The 17674-nt window shown below is 65.8% G+C and carries 13 protein-coding genes and 1 tRNA gene; 7 read left to right on the forward strand and 7 right to left on the reverse strand.

All coding sequences use genetic code 11. The features are described from left to right. Nucleotides 1-68 precede the first annotated feature (68 nt). The 3 genes from G513_RS0116640 (at nucleotide 69) to G513_RS0116650 (ending at nucleotide 4998) form a co-directional block, all read left to right on the forward strand. Nucleotides 69-1085, forward strand: coding sequence for a helix-turn-helix domain-containing protein (locus G513_RS0116640; RefSeq protein WP_169560677.1), 1017 nt, complete (start codon nucleotides 69-71; stop codon nucleotides 1083-1085). A 74-nt stretch (nucleotides 1086-1159) separates the two neighbouring features. After that, the gene (locus tag G513_RS0116645) at nucleotides 1160-3397 is read left to right on the forward strand and encodes a hypothetical protein (protein WP_156891762.1); all 2238 of its coding nucleotides are present in this window, start codon (nucleotides 1160-1162) and stop codon (nucleotides 3395-3397) included. Between the two features lie 164 nt (nucleotides 3398-3561). Next, nucleotides 3562-4998 carry a DNA recombination protein RmuC gene (locus tag G513_RS0116650; RefSeq protein WP_022977998.1) on the forward strand — a complete coding sequence of 479 codons (1437 nt, stop codon included), beginning with the start codon at nucleotides 3562-3564 and terminating at the stop codon, nucleotides 4996-4998. 145 nt (nucleotides 4999-5143) lie between these two features. Here G513_RS0116650 and G513_RS0116655 read toward each other — a convergent pair whose 3' ends face one another. The 5 genes from G513_RS0116655 to G513_RS0116675 form a co-directional block, all read right to left on the reverse strand. After that, complete coding sequence (locus G513_RS0116655; RefSeq protein WP_022977999.1) at nucleotides 5144-5893, reverse strand: hypothetical protein; 750 nt, start codon at nucleotides 5891-5893, stop codon at nucleotides 5144-5146. An 11-nt stretch (nucleotides 5894-5904) separates the two neighbouring features. Further along, nucleotides 5905-7470, reverse strand: a complete 1566-nt coding sequence (locus G513_RS26140; RefSeq protein ID WP_022978000.1) for a hypothetical protein — start codon at nucleotides 7468-7470, stop codon at nucleotides 5905-5907. 39 nt (nucleotides 7471-7509) lie between these two features. Further along, nucleotides 7510-8577 carry an OmpA family protein gene (locus tag G513_RS23660; RefSeq protein ID WP_169560679.1) on the reverse strand — a complete coding sequence of 356 codons (1068 nt, stop codon included), beginning with the start codon at nucleotides 8575-8577 and terminating at the stop codon, nucleotides 7510-7512. 80 nt (nucleotides 8578-8657) lie between these two features. Next, nucleotides 8658-9746 (reverse strand): OmpA family protein, encoded by a 1089-nt coding sequence (locus G513_RS23665; RefSeq protein ID WP_022978002.1) that lies wholly within the window; start codon nucleotides 9744-9746, stop codon nucleotides 8658-8660. A 159-nt stretch (nucleotides 9747-9905) separates the two neighbouring features. Then, on the reverse strand, nucleotides 9906-11183 hold the full coding sequence (locus G513_RS0116675) for an NAD(P)/FAD-dependent oxidoreductase (protein ID WP_022978003.1): 1278 nt from the start codon (nucleotides 11181-11183) through the stop codon (nucleotides 9906-9908). Nucleotides 11184-11342: 159 nt separating this feature from the next. Here G513_RS0116675 and glnE point away from each other — a divergent pair, with 159 nt between their 5' ends. After that, nucleotides 11343-14117, forward strand: coding sequence for a bifunctional [glutamate--ammonia ligase]-adenylyl-L-tyrosine phosphorylase/[glutamate--ammonia-ligase] adenylyltransferase (glnE, locus tag G513_RS23670; RefSeq protein ID WP_022978004.1), 2775 nt, complete (start codon nucleotides 11343-11345; stop codon nucleotides 14115-14117). Beyond that, nucleotides 14114-15049, forward strand: a complete 936-nt coding sequence (gene rfaD, locus G513_RS0116685) for an ADP-glyceromanno-heptose 6-epimerase (RefSeq protein ID WP_022978005.1) — start codon at nucleotides 14114-14116, stop codon at nucleotides 15047-15049. Before glnE ends, rfaD begins: the two co-directional genes overlap by 4 nt. Before the next feature lie 72 nt (nucleotides 15050-15121). Here the strand turns inward: rfaD and G513_RS0116690 are convergent. Beyond that, nucleotides 15122-15195, reverse strand: a tRNA-Gly gene (locus G513_RS0116690). 86 nt (nucleotides 15196-15281) lie between these two features. Continuing rightward, on the reverse strand, nucleotides 15282-16439 hold the full coding sequence (locus G513_RS0116695) for a DUF3047 domain-containing protein (RefSeq protein WP_022978006.1): 1158 nt from the start codon (nucleotides 16437-16439) through the stop codon (nucleotides 15282-15284). A 144-nt stretch (nucleotides 16440-16583) separates the two neighbouring features. On the opposite strand from G513_RS0116695, the gene thiS reads away from it, so the two are divergent. Both thiS and G513_RS0116705 read left to right on the forward strand, forming a co-directional pair. Then, nucleotides 16584-16784 (forward strand): sulfur carrier protein ThiS, encoded by a 201-nt coding sequence (thiS, locus tag G513_RS0116700; RefSeq protein ID WP_028475662.1) that lies wholly within the window; start codon nucleotides 16584-16586, stop codon nucleotides 16782-16784. 77 nt (nucleotides 16785-16861) lie between these two features. Then, nucleotides 16862-17668, forward strand: a complete 807-nt coding sequence (locus G513_RS0116705) for a thiazole synthase (RefSeq protein ID WP_028475663.1) — start codon at nucleotides 16862-16864, stop codon at nucleotides 17666-17668. Nucleotides 17669-17674: the final 6 nt, after the last annotated feature.

Below are 17674 nucleotides of genomic sequence, written 5' to 3' on the forward strand. Positions count from 1 at the left end.
ACGAGCCCCGAACGCCAGGACGTCCAAACCTTGGACATCCTCGCGAATGTGCTGACGGAGAAATGAAAATGATTGGAATGAATGCAGTGCCGAGCTTTTCCCGGCCGGCGGATGGCGGTGTGATGTTTCGCCCCGGCCCTTCGGAAGCCGTACACGGTTTCGGGCAGTGGAAAGATTTCGTCAACAACAACTTCCCGTGGCTGGAACACCGAAACTATTCCGGTGGACTCTTCGAAGCCGAGGTCAGTGCATTCAAGTTTGGTGACGGCGCGTTGACGATGATCAACGCCGATGCCAGCGAAGTGATCCGCACGCGTCATCTCGCCGATCGGTCGGAATCCGGCTACATCAAGCTCGTGTGGCAGTTGTCCGGCGATATCCAGCTGGAGCAGGACAATCGTCGCTGCCACATCACGCCGGGCCAGACGACGGTCTGCGACAGCACGCGCCCCTATCGCATTCGCGTATCCGACAACGCCCATTTCGCGGTGCTGATGTTGCCGCATGTGGCCTGCCCCGGTTGGGAGCGGATCAGCCAGAAGCTATGCGGCCAACAGCTCGGCGACAGCGCTTCCCTGCGTGCCACGTTCGGTGCCTTGATGGCACTCAGTGGCGCGGGCCTCGGCGGCAAGGACGGTGTTGGCGAATCCGTGCTGCACGCTGTGCAGTCGATGATCACGTCTTCGCTGCATCAGGCTGCGAGCGAGCTGGGCTTGCCGAGCGTGAACAACGTCCGTCTGCATGATCGTTTGAGCCGGGCTCAGCAGCACATCCTCGAGCACATCTCCGATCCCGGACTTGATCCGGATGATCTGGCGTCGGCGTTGTGCATGTCGCGGCGCTCCCTGTACATGCTGTTCAAGGAATGCCGGCTGACGCCTTCGAAGATGATTCACGACCTGCGCCTGGAGCGCAGCCGTCAGGCACTCGATGACATCAGCCGTCCGAATCGCAAGATCACCGGTATCGCCTTCGATCACGGCTTCAGCGATTGCGCTACCTTCAGCCGTCTGTTCAAGGTGCAGTACGGCCTCACGCCAAGCGAGTACCGTCTGCGTGCCTTGTCGCCGCGACTGAGCAGCTGAGCTGGCCATCTTCCTGGCGGTTCGCGCGTCTTGTCGCCGGAAGCCGGGAAGCGGGCCTGAAAGAGAGCCGAGCCATGAATACGAAATCGCCCCGCAGATCCGCCGCAACAAGCGCTTTGACGTTCGTGCTTGCCCTGCTGCTGCCCAGTGGTCTTCACCCGGTATCGGCCTCCGAGCTTGCCGAAGCAGATGCCCTGTATGACGCCGGACTTGCGTCGCTGGCAGAAGCGGCTCAGGCACTGGAAGTACGCGATGCCACGGCTGCGCCCGGCAGGCTGGATGTCTACATCGGCCAAGTTTGGTCGTCGCGCTGGGCGCTGAAATCCCTGCGCTGGAGCATTGATCAGCAAGCCGCTGTCGAGCGCACGCTGGACCCATCTGTTTCTGCAGCAATGGGCAGCCTGGCAGGGCAGGGCAATCGAATTCGCATCGAACGCCTGCCGGCAACGGCGGTGGCGCGGAACCTTGAAGTCACGGTGTCGCTGGTGGACATGACCAAGCCGACGATCGAGCCCTTGCTGATCGCCCGCAGTCTGACGATCGAGCCGTCTCCGGTCGACAGGGCGTTGGAAATCGTCGTCGACGGCAAGGTGGTCGGTACACCCGACATCGGAATCTTGCTGCGCGTCGCCGGCGGCAGTGCCCGATCCTCGTTGTTCGGCATGAAGCTTCCGGAACTGCCGTTGATCGGCAACACGTCATCGTCTTCGTACGCGCCGGGCGGTGCTGATGATCCGGCACTAGGTCAGGTGCGCAGCCTCCGTGGTGACGCTGATGCAGAAGCCGCAGAACGGGAGTTGCTGGCCATTGCGGCGCGCGCGGGCGGCGAACGCGCGCTGCCCGCCGCCTGGTGGCTGGAGCGGATGCGGGTGGCGATAGCGCTCGGCCGTCTCGATCGTGCCGAGCAGTACGGCGACTATCTGAGCGAGCATCTGGCGGCCAGTGACGACAGCGCGGCCGACCTGGCCGTCGAGCGTCTGGCGCTGATCGAAGCTCATTTCGCACTCGGTGAGGTGGACGCTGCCGAGCGGCTGCTGCCGCTGGCGCGCCGCAAGCTGCCGCAATCCCGCCAACAGGATTGGCAGCATCTGCAGGGCCGTGTGCTGCTGGCGCGCCAGCGCAGTGCCGATGCCGTCGTCGCACTCGATACCGGCGACCTGACCGATGACGCCTTTCGCTACATGCAGTCCGGCCAGACGGTGCAGGCCACGGCTTATCGCCGCTACAACCTCGCGGTGGCGATGCTGCGCAACGGCGATGAAGCGCGAGGCCTGAGCTGGCTCGATCTGCTCGGCCGCAATGTCTCGACCGATCCGGAACTCAAGGCGCTGCGCGACAAGGCCAATCTCGCGCTCGGCTGGCATTTTCTGAAGGCCAGACAGGGGCGGACGGCGCTCGGTGTGCTGGGTCGTATTCCCGTCGATGGCCTGCAGGCGGATCGCGCGCTGCTCGGCATGGGCTGGGCGATGCTGGCGCCGAATGGCGCCCGTCAGCCGCGAGTCGATCTCGCGCTCAATCGCGACGGCAAGTCGCTCCGCACCAACCTGCCGGCGCCGCTGCAGGCCTCGCTGTTGCGACTCCGGGCGCTGGAACCTGAACTGAATGGGGCGATGGCGCCGGCGACCATCGAGCGCGATCTGGCGCCGAAGAAGCCGGACGATGCGCTCCGCGCCGCGATCACTGTGTGGCAGCCATTGCTGACGCGCGACGAACGATCCACGGCCGTGCTGGAAGGCATGCTGGCGATCGGCTACGCGCAGGATCAGCTGCGCGATGCCGAGTCCGCGCGGGGCGCGTATCGCCTGGCCATCGATGCGATGCGTCGCGTCGAAGCCGATCTGGCGATGCAGCGCAGCCAGGTCGCCGCCGGTGCACTGCGCGCAGCCGTCGAATCGGGTTCCGCGTCATCCGCGCTGTACCAGACCATGGATCGCCTGCAGCTGCCGTTCGAGGACAACAGCGTCGCGCTGTACGCCCTGCTGGGTGAATATGGGCGCTGGCAGAAGCTGGACGTGGCCTTGCGTCTGGCGGCCGATCAACTGGCTTCATCGTCTGCCGGCAGCGATTACGTTGGCGCCGCGCTGCAGTCCGATCCGCCGGCGCTGGTCGAGCCCACGTTGCTCGAACAGATCGCAGCTCAGCGCGAGCAGCTGCTCAAGGACGCCGAGGCCCAGGCGCTGTTGCTGCTCGACAGCCGCACCGAGCAGCTGCACCAGTACCTGACTGCTGCGCTGTTTTCCCTGGCGCGTCTCGACGATGATCCGGCGCTGGCTGGACGCGGCAGCGCCGACTGCATCCGCAACTGCCGCTGAGCGTGCTGCAGCCTGAACTGATCTCGTTTTTCTGATCCTCGTATCGAATCTGACTTTCCGTTGCATGCATCTGCCGATCTCGGCAACGGCGATTCAAGTCTCGGAACTGACCCGACTGTCCAGGCGGATTCATCAGGCGCGAAGCTCGCCCGTACAATCCGGCGATGACCACTCCTGATCTTTTACTGCTCGCAGTTTCCCTGATTGCCGCAGTTGCCGCCGTGCTTGCCTGGCTGGCGGCGCGCGCCCTGTCGTCCCGATTGAACGACGGTGCCCGCGATGCCGCCCGGCTCGAAACTGCGGTGCGTGACGAGGCGGCGACGGCGCGTCGCGAAGCCGGCGAGCAGGCCGCGCGAGGCCGCGATGAACTGGCGGCGGCGCTGGCCCGCTTCGGCCAGGCGCAGACCGCTCAGGCCGATGTGCTCGGACGGCAGCTCGCCGGCCAGCTGGAAACCTTTGCCCGTCAGCTCGAGACCCAGACCCGTCTTGGCGACGAGCGTCAGCAGGCGACGCTGGCGGAAGGCCGGGCCGCACGCGAGCAGCAGGCACAGGTGCTGGCGCGCTTCGGCGAAGCGCTGGCCACGCAGTTCAACAGCTTGAGCGAAGCCAGCGCGCAGCGCATGAACGAGCTGCGCGGCACGGTCGAAACGCGCCTGGCGGCGATCCAGGCCGACAACACGGCCAAGCTCGACGAGATGCGCCGCACCGTCGACGAAAAGCTCAACGACACCTTGCAGAAGCGCCTCGGCGAATCGTTCTCGCGAGTCGCCGAGCGATTGGAGCAAGTGCAGCGGGGTCTCGGCGAGATGCAGTCGCTGGCGGCCGATGTCGGTGGTCTGAAGCGGGTGCTGAGCAATGTCAAGACGCGTGGCACCTGGGGCGAAGTGCAGCTCGGCAGCCTGCTGGAGCAAGTGCTGGTCGCCGAACAGTACGAGCAGAACAAGGTGACGCGGCCGGGCACGCGCGAGCAGGTCGAATACGCGATCCGCCTGCCGGGGCGCGATGCGATCGATACGCCGGTCTGGTTGCCGATCGACGCCAAGTTCCCGCGCGAGGACTACGAGCGCCTGCTCGATGCCCAGGAGCGCGCCGATGCGGCCGGTGTCGAAGAGGCCGGCAAGCAGCTCGAGGCGCGCATTCGCCTGGAGGCCAAATCGATTCGCGACAAGTACATCGAGCCGCCGCACACCACCGATTTCGCGCTGCTGTTCCTGCCGACCGAAGGCCTTTACGCCGAAGTGATCCGCCGGCCGGGCCTGAGCGAATGGTTGCAGCGCGAATGCCGTGTGACAGTGGCTGGGCCGACGACCTTGACGGCGCTGCTGAACAGCTTGCAGATGGGTTTCCGCACCCTGGCGATCCAGGGCCGTGCCAGTGAGGTCTGGACCTTGTTGGGCGGTGTGAAGAACGAGTTCGAGAAGTTCGGTGACGTGCTGGCGCGCGCCAAGAAGCAGCTGGAAGCGGTGCAGAACTCGATTGGCGCAGCCGAGACGCGGAGCCGGCAGATCAGTCGCAAGCTGAAGAACGTCGAATCGCTGCCGGGCGCCGTGGTCGCGCCGATCCTTGGCCTGGAAGCAGAGGAAGGCGACAGCGAGGATTGATCGCCGGCGCCGAGCCGGACCACTGGTCTCGGTGATGGCGATCGCGGCTCTGCAGGAATCGAGCGCTCAAAGAAAAAGGGCCTGCATTGCTGCAGGCCCTTCTGAAGGCAAAAGCTTGAAGGCTGAGCCCCCCTTGCTCAGGCGCTCACTTCGAGATGCAGGCCTCGATCACATTGAGGCCCGCCAGCACGCCGATGGTCGGCGAGAAGTCGAGCCTTGCGCCGTTGAACGGCTGTGTCGTGACGACGCTGACGAAGGCCAGCGACTGACCTGCCAGCAGCGGCAGGCCGAGCAACTGCAGGCTCAGTGCCGTATCGCTGGTCTGCACGCCCGGCCCCTGCACGACGGCACCCGTCGTGTTGACGCTGAAAGCCGAAACGCGAGAGAGCAGAGCCACATCGGCGACGGAGTCCTGCGGGTAGGCCACGAAGAAGCCTGCCCGACGCAACACCGTCGGTGAGCTGACGTAGTTGGTCGTGCCGTAGCCGTTCAGATCGATCGTTCCCGCTACCCCGAGGCCCGCCGTCTCCACCGCAAAGGTGAAAACGTTGGCATCGAAAGCCGACACCGGAGAAGCGACGCGGCAGTTGAGGCAAAGACCTTCCGTGCCGACATCAACCGAAGTCACGTTGGCCACCGGTGCATAGGTGGCGTTCGGATTGTTCGGATTGCAGTCTTCCAGGCTGGTCGGCGGCGGCGGCGGGTTCGGCGAGCAGCTGATCACGCACTCGCCTGGATCGCCGCCCGTCGTGGTGCCACCGGTAGTAGTACCGGTGGTCCCCCCGCTGGTCGTACCGCCGCCAAGATCATCTTTCTCGTCTGCACAGCCTGCAAGACCCGCAGCCAGCATCACGGCTGCGGTCAGGGACACCAGGCTCAGATCACACTTGTTCATTCGCGATGGGCTCAGTTATTCGAGACGCAGACTTGGGCGACTTTCAGCTGGGCCAGTGCACCGACGACGTTGCGGAAGTTCAGACGAACTTCATCAAACTCGCCGGTCGAGACCAGGCTGGCGTAGATCGGTGCCCGGCCGCCGATCAGCGGCGTGCCCAAGAGATCCAGATTCAACACGCTGCTGAGGCCGACTTCGGTTTGCAGCACGCCATTGCGCAAGGTGCTCACGCTGACGTTCTGCAGCAAGGTCAAGGTCAGCAGGGCGCCCGCAGGATCGCCAATCACGAAGCCAGCACGGCGACCGGCCGGATAGAGCGTCGAAGTGTCCTTGACAGACAGGATCGAGGTGCCGCCAAGCAGCGGTACCGGGGCGTTGACGGAAGCCAGAGTGAGCAGGTTGGTATCGGTGGCGAAACCCGGATCCTGAACACTGCAACCCAGGCAAAGACCTTCGCGCTCTTCGGTGGCGACCGCGTTCGGACTCAGCAGCGGGCTCGAGGCATCGGGCAGGGCATCGCAGAACGAAGCCACCGCGCCGCCGGTCGTGCCGCCAGTCGTCGTGCCGCCCGTGGTGCCCGACGTCGTGCCGCCAGTCGTGCCCGAGGTCGTACCGCCGGTGGTTCCCGAAGTGGTACCACCAGTCGTGCCTGCGGTGGTTCCGCCGGTTGTGCCGCCCGTGGTGGTACCCGGGTCATTCGGGTCCACGGCGACGCAGGCCTGGAATACACCTAGCGTAGCCAGTGCATTGACCGCGGAACCGAAGCGGATGCGCAGTTCGTTGAACGGCGAGGTTGGGATGAAGCTGGCGAAGGTCGGTTCGGTGCTGCCGATGATCGCCGAACCAAGCAGGTCGAGCGACAGGGTGGTGTTGTCGGCGCTCGACTGGACCACACCGTTGTTAACAGCCTCGACTGTGACCTGCTGCAGCAGGGCCGCGGTCAGCAGGGCGCCAGCCGGATCGAAGATCACGAAGCCAGCGCGACGGCCAGCCGGGTAGAGCGTGGCAGTGTCCTGCACCTGCAGTTCCGCCGAGCCGCCGAGCAGGCCGACCGGCGTGCTCAGCAACGAGATCGTGTTGATATCGCCATCGATGGTGTTGTTCGGGTTGGCAACGCTGCAGCCGAGGCAGATGCCATTGGTTACGCCAATAGCGGTTGCATTCGGAAGCTGAATCGGCCGGTAGGTGCTCGACGTCGGATTACAGATGATGCCGCCGATGCCGCCCGTGGTTCCGGAGGTCGTGCCGCCGGTGGTACCCGAAGTGGTGCCGCCGGTGGTGCCCGATGTCGTGCCACCCGTGGTGCCTGCGGTAGTGCCTGAAGTCGTGCCACCCGTGGTGCCTGCGGTAGTGCCCGACGTCGTGCCGCCGGTAGTACCTGCGGTGGTGCCGGAGGTCGTGCCGCCCGTGGTACCTGCGGTGGTTCCCGAAGTCGTGCCACCCGTGGTGCCGCCGGTGGTGCCCGAGGTCGTGCCGCCCAGCCCGCTGGCGTCGTCCGCGCAGCCTGCAAGGCCGACGACCAACGCCATCGCGGCGACGATCGGGATCTTGCGCATGCGCTTTTGAAGATTGTTCATGGTGCTCTCCACTACATTATCTGGTTGAGGACGACTGGCTTATCGGACGCCGATAACCTTGAATTCGGTGCGGCGATTAAGCTCGCAATCGTCTTCGCTGGTTTCCGGGTTGATCAGCAAACGCGACTCGCCGTAGCCGACTGCGGTCAGCTGATCCGGTCTCGCGCCCTGCGAGATCAGGTAGCTGCGGACCGAGTTGGAACGGGCCTGCGACAGTTTCAGGTTGTAGGCATCGCTGCCCTTGGAATCGGTGTGTCCACCGATCTCGACGTGCAGCGACGGCTGGCCGACGAAGGCCTTGACCACGGTGTCGAGCACGGCTTCGGCGTTCGGGGTCAGACGCGCCTTGTTGAACTCGAAGGTGACGCCCTTCAACTCGATGATCTGATCCGGAATGACGCAACCTTCAGCGTCGACCTTCAGGCCGCGCGGCGTATCCGGGCACTTGTCGAGTTCGTCAGCGACGGTGTCGCCATCGGTGTCGATGAACGGTTTCGGAATTTCGCGAATCACTTCGACGATCTTCGGTTCCGGAGCCGGGATGGTCACGGTGCTCGACTCGCCGCGGCCGAGCGGGAATTCGAGACCCAGCGAGAAGCGGATGTCTTCGTTGCCGGCTCGGAATTCGTCACGGATGTAGCGGCCTTCGGCGCGAACGCGGATGCCGTGATAGAGGTCGGCGCTGACCAGGCCGGCGCCGGCGCCATAGATCACGCTCGCAGCGTCGCGCTTGTCAGGCGTCACGTCGTTGTAGGCGCCGCCGACACCGAGCAGCAGGAACGGGTGCACAGGCGCCGAGCCTTGGCGCTCGGTGATCGTGTAAACCAGATCGACCATGCCGCTGTACTGGTAGAAATCGGTGCCGTTGCCGTTGCCGGTCGCGTAGATCGCCCAGTGGGCGCCGCCTTCGATGCCGAGGTGCGGCGTGAACGAGTGACCGTAGAGCAGTGATACACCACTGCCGCTGCGGACACCGGTGCGGGCTTTATCGGGAATTTCGTAAGTCGGCAGCACGCTGAGGTAATCGTGCTCGCCAACATTTTCCTCGCCCTGGGCAAGAGCGCCGCCACTGGCGAGCACCGCTGCCGCAATCAATGCATTACGCATGTTTTTCCCTGTATGAGCCTGTTCAGTGTGTAGCGATAACGACGAACCCCCGGCCATCGGCAAGGGGTTCGTGTTCATCTTCAGCGGGCCTTGACCCGGAACTCGACGCGACGGTTCAGCAGGTAGTCGTCCTGATTCCGTTCCGGCTTGATCTTCAGCTGAGATTCGCCGTAGCCAACCGCCTTCAGCTGATCAGGCGAAACGCCCTTTTCGATCAGGTAAGCGCGGACAGCGTCGGCACGACCCTGCGACAGCTTCAGGTTGTAGGCCGCGGAACCCTGACTGTCGGTGTGACCGGCGATTTCGACCTGCAGCGAGCGCTGGCCTGCCATGCCCTTGGCGATGACGTCGAGCACCGACTGTGCATTCGGACGGAGCTTGGTTTCGTCGAGGTTGAAGGTGACGCCGCGAAGTTCGATCAGCTGGCCGGCGAGGATGCAACCCTCGGCGTCAACCTTCAGACCCTTCGGCGTATCCGGGCACTTGTCGAGTTCGTCGATGACGGTATCGCCGTCGGTGTCGATGAACGGACGCGGCACTTCCTTCTCCGTCTCGATGATCTTGGTCGCTTGCGGCGTGAACAGCGTGGTCAGCGTCTGACGGACGCGGCCGAGCGGAATTTCCACGCCGATGCCCACGCTCGGGTCGCCGTAGCCGCTTCTGTAGGTGGAGTACGTATAGCGCGCTTCGCCGCGGATGCGGACGTTGTGAAACACCGGCGCGGTGACGAAGCCGACGCCCGCGTTGACCGCGAAGCTGGAATCGTCACGGGTGTCGATCGCCACGTCGTCGCTGTGCGCGCCGATGCCGATCAGCGCGAACGGGGTGATCGGCCGTTCGTCGCGGCGATCCCAAGGCGTCACGGTCAGATCGACGCCGCCCTGCACCTGATAGAAATCGGAGCCTTTGCCACGCCCGGTCTCGAAGAGCTGGAAAGCCACTCGGCCTTCCACCGACAGCAGTTCATGAAACTGATTGCCGTACATGAAGGCGATACCGCCGCCGATGTTGTCGGTTCCCCGGCCGTTGTCGGGAAACACCCCGGAAGCGATCACGCTCACGTAGTCGTTCGAGGTGTAGACGAGGCGATCGCGGACGATCGGTTCACCTTCGGCCAGCGCCGCGCTGCTGGCGCAGATCAAGGTCAAGGTCGCGAGATTCTTGAGCATTTCCCTTCCTGAGTCGGTGTAATCAGTAGCTGCAACGGCGGTCAGCGCGGAACGCTTGCCGAGATTTTGAATGGTTATTTGCTCACAGTTTGGCTATCGGCCGTGCCATCGTCAAAGGGGTAGGTAAAATTGCAATATCCGGACCCGTCGCCAAAGCACTCAAAAGCGGGTCGGAGCGTACGGTGCGAGATCCAGCGAAGGGGGGCGGTCGGACAATAATTCAGCTACCAGCTGGCCGGTAATCGCCGACAAACTGACGCCCAGCATGCCGTGGCCGGTAGCCAGGGTCAGATTGGCGAGATGTGGTGCACGGCCGATGATCGGCAGATCATCCGGGGTCATCGGCCGCCAGCCGTACCACTCCTCTTCCACCGTCGGCCCGACAGGTTCCTGCAGATATTCCGCCGCGCCGCGCGAAAGCGCGTCGAGCCGCAGGCGGTTCAGGCTGCTGTCATAGCCGGCGAATTCCATCGTGCTGCCGAGCCGGTAGCCGGAATCCCAGGCGGTGACGCAGACGCTGCGCTCCTTCAGCACCATCGGGATCACCGGCGCGATTCCCGGCCGGCTGTAGGTGATCGAATAGCCCTTGCCCGGCTGGATCGGAATCTTCAGCCCCAGCGCCTGCCCGAACTGCGGCGACCAGGCGCCGAGGGCAAGCACCACATCGCGGCCGCGATACCGGCCGCCGGAGGTCTGCACCGAGTCGATGCGGCCGTTGGCGGTCTCGAAGCCGGTGATCTGCACGCCTTGCTCGATGACGCCGCCGGCTGCGCGCACGGCGCGGACCAGTTCGGCGATGTAGGTGTTCGGCCGCAGCCGCGCGTCATCGGGATGGAAATAGCCGCCGGCCACCGAATCGTTCAGCGCCGGTTCTCTGGCGCGCAGGGCCGGGCCATCCAGCGCTACACAGGGAATGCCGAGCGAACGCAGCAGCGCCGCGTCCGGTGCGGCGTGCTCGTAGCCGGCGATCTCGCGATAGACGTACAGCGTGCCGCTGCGCTCGAACTCGCAAGCCAGGCCTTCGTCGGCGATCAGCTGTTCGAGACGCAGGCGCGAAGCTTTCAGCAGGATCGCCTTGGTCTGCGCCGTGGCCAGGAAGTCGCGCTCGTTGCACAGCTTCGCGAAACGCAGCAGCCAGCCGAGCAGGGCCGGGTCGAGGCTGGGCTTGATCCGCAGCGGCGCATCGGCCTTGAGCATCCACTTCAGCGCCTTGGCCAGCGTGCCTGGCGCATGCAGCGGCAGATGGCTGGGCGTGATGGTGCCGCAGTTGCCATGGCTGGCCGCGCTGCCCGGTGTCTTCTGCTCCAGGATCGTCACCGCCCGGCCGGCGCGCAGGCAGAACAGCGCCACGCTCAGGCCGATGACGCCGCCGCCGAGGATCAGGACATCGCAGGCGCGGGCAGAAACGCTGGCGGGCTGGGAACTGCTGTTGTTCATCGAAGGACGGGAACCGGTGCGGGAACGAGGCTCGGGCGGGATGGCGGCCGAGCGCGCGGACTATAGAGCGGGCAGGATTTCCGTTCAGGCTTTCGCGCCTGGAATCATCGCCGTCGAACGCTACACTCGCGCACCATTTCGATGCCGCTGCCCCGATCGATGAGCGCTACCGACCTGCTGGCCCGCGTGTTCACCGCCAGCCCTTTCGTGGCGTCGGTATTCCGGCGCGAGCAGGCCTGGGCCGATGTCGCCTGGGCGGATGGCGAGTTCGCGGGCCCGCTGTCCCCGGTCGCCGGGCGGCTGAGCGAAGCCTGCGCCGGCAGCACCGATGAAGCCGCTTTTATGCGCGCGCTGCGCCGGTTCCGGAATCGCGAGATGGCCCGCATCGCGGTGCGCGACATCGCCGGCTACGCGACGCTCGACGCCACGCTCGGCGATCTCTCCGATCTTGCCGACGCCGCAATCGACGTCACCCTGAGCTTCGTCGCCAGCACGCTGCAGGCGCGTCACGGCCGGCCGATCGCGGCCGATGGCAGTCTGGCGCTGCCGTTCGTGCTCGGCATGGGCAAGCTCGGTGGCCGCGAGCTGAATTTCTCCAGCGACATCGACCTGATCTTCGGCTATAGCGCCAACGGCGACACCGACGGCCCGCGCTCGCTGGCCAACGAGGAGTACTTCGCCAAGCTGGCCCGCGATACCAGCCGCCTGCTGGCCACACCGACCCAGGACGGCTTCGTGTTCCGCGTCGATACCCTGCTGCGGCCGTTCGGCAGCGTTGGCCCGTTCGCGGCCTCGGCCTCGGCGATGGAGGACTACTACCAGACCCACGGCCGCGAATGGGAGCGCTACGCGATGGTCAAGGCGCGGCCCTGCGCCGGTGATCTCGCCGCCGGCCGCGCGCTGCTCGATCGCTTGCGGCCGTTCGTCTACCGCCGCTATCTCGACTACGGCGCGCTCAACTCCCTGCGCGAGCTGAAAGGCCTGATCGATCGTGATGCCCAGGCCAAGGGCGCTGCCGACAACCTCAAGCTCGGCCCCGGCGGCATCCGCGAGGTCGAGTTCATCGTCCAGCTGTTCCAGCTGACCCGCGGCGGCCAGGACGCTCGCCTGCGCGACGCTCGGCTGCGGCCGGTGTTGGCCTATCTCGGCGAGGCCGGCCTGCTGCCTGCCGATGCCGTCAAGGCGCTCGATGCCGCCTACGTCCTGCTGCGCCGTGCCGAGAATGCCGTGCAGCTGCATGGCGATCTCCAGACCCATGTGCTGCCGACCGAGGAAACCGCGCGCGCAGCGTTTGCCGCGGCACTCGGCTGTGCCGACTACGTCGCCGCGATGGCGCCGCTGGAAGCCGCCCGCCAACGCGTGCGCCGCGAGTTCGAGCGCCTGTTCGCGGAACCGGAAAAGACGCCGCAGTCCCGTTGCTTCGACAGTGCCGCCGGCGAAGCCTGGGGCGTCTCGGCCGAAGATCCGGAAACCCTGTCGGCACAGGGCTTCGGCAGCGGTGCCGCGCTGGTCGCGAAAGCACTGACCGATCTGCGCCAGTCGCGGCAGATGCGCACCCTGAGCGATGCCGCCCAACAGCGCCTGCGCGCCTTGCTGCCGCTGCTGCTCGATGAAGCGATCAAGCAGCCGGAGCCGGCGGTTGCCGCAACCCGCGTCTTCGAAGTGATTGCCGCCATCCTCGGCCGCAGCACCTACCTGATCCTGCTGCACGACTCCGCCATGGCGCGCGCCGCACTGCTGCGCCTGTGCGCCGCCAGCCCCTGGCTGACCACCTTGCTGGCGCGCACACCGGCGCTGCTTGATGCGCTGCTCGATCCGCGGCTGGCCACCGAGGCGCCGTCGAAAGACCAGCTGCGGGACGACCTGGTGACTCGCTACGCCCGAGTCGAAGCCAGCGATGTCGAGGCGCAGATGGATGTGCTGCGCCGTTATCGCCAGGAGATGACCCTGCGCATCGCCGCCAGCGATCTGGCCGGCAGCCTGCCGCTGGTCCAGGTCAGCGATCGTCTGACCTGGCTGGCCGAAGCGATCGTCGATCGCGCGCTGGCCAGCGGCTGGGCGCAGCTCGCCGAAGCGCATGGCGAGCCCAGTCATGCCGATGGCCGTCCGGCCGGTTTCGCGATCCTCGGCTATGGCAAGTTCGGCTCGATCGAACTCGGCTACGGCTCCGATCTGGACCTGGTGTTCGTCTACGACTGCGATGCCCCGGACGCCACCACCAGCGGCGCGCGGCCGCTCAGCAATGCCCAGTTCTTCGCCCGGCTCGGCCAGCGCATCGTCCATTACCTGGCCACCCAGACGCCGGCGGGCCGTGCTTACGAAATCGATCTGCAGCTCCGGCCCAGCGGCAACTCCGGCCTGGTGGTCAGCGGCCTGCCGAGCTTCGCCCGTTATCAGCGCGAATCGGCCTGGACCTGGGAGCACCAGGCGCTGCTGCGGGCGCGATCCATCGCCGGCAGTGAGGCGCTCTGTGCGGCGATCGCCGACGTGCGCCGCGAAGTGCTGTGCCGGGTCCGCAATGCCGAAACCCTGCGCCGCGAAGTGGCCGAGATGCGCGCCAGGATGCGCACCAGCCTGGAGAAGCGCACGGCTGGCAAGTGGGACGTCAAGCAGGGTGCCGGCGGCCTGATCGATGCCGAATTCCTGACCCAGTACCTGTGTCTGCGCGATGCCCACAGTGAAGCGCGGCTGATCGAATACACCGACAACTGGCGGCAGCTTGAAGCGCTGGCCGACGCACAGCGGATCACGCCCGAGCAGAAGGACAGCCTGCTGCACGCCACCCGCGTCTATCGCGGCTGGCTGCATCGCCGGGCCTTGCAGCAGGCCGATGGCCTGGCCGATCAGGCAGACTTTGCGGCGGAACGCGCTGCCGTCGCGGCGCTCTGGCAGCAACTCGTCGTTGCCCCCTCATCATCTGGAGAAGTGCAGTGATCGTCGTCACCGGAGCCGCAGGCTTCATCGGATCCAACATCGTCCTCGGCCTCAATGCCCGCGGCCGCAGCGACATCATCGCCGTCGACGAACTGAGTGACGGCACCAAGTTCCGCAACCTCGCCGACGGCGAGATCGCCGACTATCTCGACAAGGACGAGTTCCTGGCCCGCATCGACAGCGGCGATCTGCCGAAGATCCACGCGATCTTCCACCAGGGCGCCTGCTCGGCGACCACCGAGTGGAATGGCAAGTACATGATGGACGTGAACTACCACTACTCGAAGCGCCTGCTGCACTACTGTCAGGTGCATCGCGTGCCGTACTTCTACGCCAGCTCGGCGTCGGTCTACGGCATGGGCAGCAATGGCTTCCGCGAGGAACGCGACTGCGAAAAGCCGCTGAACGTCTACGCCTATTCGAAGTTCCTGTTCGACCAGTACGTGCGTCGCCAGTCACTGCAGTCGCAGGTGATCGGTCTGCGCTACTTCAACGTCTACGGCCCGCGCGAGCAGCACAAGGGCGGCATGGCCTCGACCGCATTCCACTTCAACAACCAGATCGCCAAGGACGGCGTCTGCAAGTTGTTCGAAGGCAGCGACGGCTATGACAACGGTGGCCAGCGCCGCGACTTCATCCACGTCGACGACGTGGTCGCCATGAACCTGTGGTTCTGGGATCACCCGGAGCACTCCGGCATCTACAACTGCGGCACCGGCCGCGCCCAGCCGTTCAACGACATCGCCAACAGCGTGATTGCCTGGCACGGCAAGGGCCGGATCGACTACGTGCCGTTCCCGGACAACCTGCGTGGCCGCTACCAGAGCTTCACCGAAGCCAGCCATGACCGGTTGCGCAGCATCGGCTACGACCGCCCGTTCCTGACCGTCGAGGAAGGCGTCAAACGCTATCTGGATTGGCTCAACGCCTGAGGGCGTTGCGGGGATTGGCTGAACGCCTGAGCGTTCCCGAGGCGGGAATCCCTTCCGCCGAACGGGAAGGGATGGAGCGGGTGATGGGAATCGAACCCACGCCAGCAGCTTGGGAAGCTGCAGTTCTACCATTGAACTACACCCGCACGAGGCCGCAATCGTACCGCGCGCACGGCCGCAGCGTGAAGGCCGGCTGCGGTTGCAGACAGCGAGCCGGGCAAGCCATGCGGAACTAGCTGCGGATCGGCCAGCGCCCGTCGTTGTCTTCGAGCGCGATGTCGCGATAGCGGCAGCGGCCTTCGCCGCGCTGGAACACCGAATTGGCGATCAGCCAGACGCCGGTGATCCTGCTCGGCAGCGGGCCGCCGATCGCCTTTCGGTAATCGTCCGCGAGCGAGCGGCGCTCATCGAGCCACTGGCCGAGCTGCAGGCTGCCGCTGCGCACCACCCAGTGCGTCTCCCGATCCTTCCACCAGGCCAGCGGGCACTGGAAGATGGTATCGATCGGCAGCGCCGCGCTCCACATCCAGGTGAGATCGAGCCCGTTATCGAACTCGACCGCCATCGACAGATAGTCATGCGTCGGCTCGATATGCTCGGGCAGCTTCGACGGCAATTGCTCGACGCACCAGGACCAGCCGATCCGGCTGGCTTCGGTCAGCGGCCGGTCGACCGGGAACTGCAGGATGCCGACATCGGCCCGCGTGCAGCAGGCCAGCTCGCCATCGCGGTGCGGTGTCGCGGCGAAGATTTCGCCATCGCCGAGTCGCCACAGGTAATGCCAGCCCTCCGGCGGCTGCACCGGCGCTTGCAGGCGTTGCAGCGCCGGGCCGAACAGCGCGGCATCGTGCGCGGCGGCGGCCTTCAGTGGCGGCACCGGATCATCGCGCCACTGGATCACGGCAAGCTCGAAGCCGCCGCGCATGCCGCCACGTGGAATGCCGGTTTCGAACGCGCCCTGCCGGTCGGCGAACTCGCCCGGCGGTTTCGCCGTGAAGCGAAGGCTGCCGCCGTTTTCGACGTACAGCGTGCAGGCGTCGCCGATGATCTTGGCCAGCTCGCCGTCGCCGATCCGGAACCACAGGCCGACCTTGGCCGCGAACGCGACATCGAGCGCCGGCGAGGCCTGGATCACCCCATCGGCCATCAAGGTGACGGCGCGACCGTCGGCGAGCGACAGGCCGGTATCGCGCCAAGGCGGCGTGTCGGCATCGACGCGCAGCCAGTCGCAACGCAGCACGGCATCGCCAAGGGACGCCAGCACCTGTTCGACGCGCGCCCTGAAATCCGGGCGTGGTCCGGCAGTCGGCCCGCGCAGGCGGTGGGCCAGGCGGCTGCCAATGAAGCGCAGCGTGGTCGGCACCGCGGACGGCGCGTTGCGGATCGGCATGCGGCGGGCTCCTGTGGTCAAGGCAAAGTGCTGCCGATGGTAGGCGCAGCCTCCGGCCTCGTCATCCGAGGGAAGGCCAGGGCCGGCGGCGACGCCAGACCCGGTCGGTTAAACTTCACGCCTCCCGCAAACCCTCGTCCTGCCATGCAGATCATCGTCAATGGCGAGTCCCGCGACTCTGCCGACGCCGCCACCGTCGCCACCGTGATCGAAGCGCTCGGCCTGTCCGGCCAGCGCTGCGCTGTCGAGCTGAACGGCGACATCGTGCCGCGCAGCAGCTGGGGCGAGCGCAGGCTGGTGGCGGATGACCGGTTGGAAGTTGTTCGTGCCATCGGTGGTGGATAGAACTGCTGGTCTCCCCTCTCCCTCGGGAGAGGGCTTCGTCGCACTGATCGAGATTCGAGATGACCCAGGCTGAACCGATGTCCTCCGCTACCGACGACTCGCTGGTCATCGCTGGCAAGCGCTATCGCTCGCGGCTGCTTGTCGGCAGCGGCAAGTACAAGAGCCTCGAAGAAACCCGGCTGGCGACCGAAGCCAGCGGCTCCGAAATCATCACGGTGGCGATCCGCCGGGTGCCCTTCTTTACCAATCCTGGCGGCCAGAACCCGAACGAGCCGAGCCTGCTCGATGTCGTGCCGCCGAGCCGCTACACGATCCTGCCCAACACCGCCGGCTGCTACACCGCCGAAGAGGCCGTGCGCACCTGCCGTCTGGCCCGCGAGCTGCTCGATGGCCACAAGCTGGTCAAGCTCGAAGTGCTGGCCGATCCGAAGACCCTGTACCCGGACGTGATCGGCACTTTGGCCGCCGCCGAAATCCTGGTCCGCGACGGCTTCGACGTGATGGTCTACTGCAGCGATGACCCGGTGCTGGCCAAGCGCCTCGAAGAGATCGGCTGCGTCGCGGTGATGCCGCTGGCAGCACCCATAGGCTCCGGCCTCGGCATCCAGAACCGCTACAACCTCTTGGCGATCATCGAGAACGCCAAGGTGCCGATCATCATCGACGCCGGCGTCGGCACTGCCAGCGACGCCGCGATCGCAATGGAACTGGGCTGTGACGGCGTGCTGATGAACACCGCGATCGCCGAAGCCCGCGACCCGGTGCTGATGGCCAGCGCGATGAAGCACGCGATCATCGCCGGCCGCCAGGCCAAGCTCGCCGGCCGCATGCCGATGCGCCGCTATGCCTCGGCCTCGTCGCCGATCACGGGCGTCATCGGCTGAAGCCAC

Source organism: Nevskia ramosa DSM 11499, from assembly GCF_000420645.1.
GTDB classification, from domain to species: domain Bacteria; phylum Pseudomonadota; class Gammaproteobacteria; order Nevskiales; family Nevskiaceae; genus Nevskia; species Nevskia ramosa.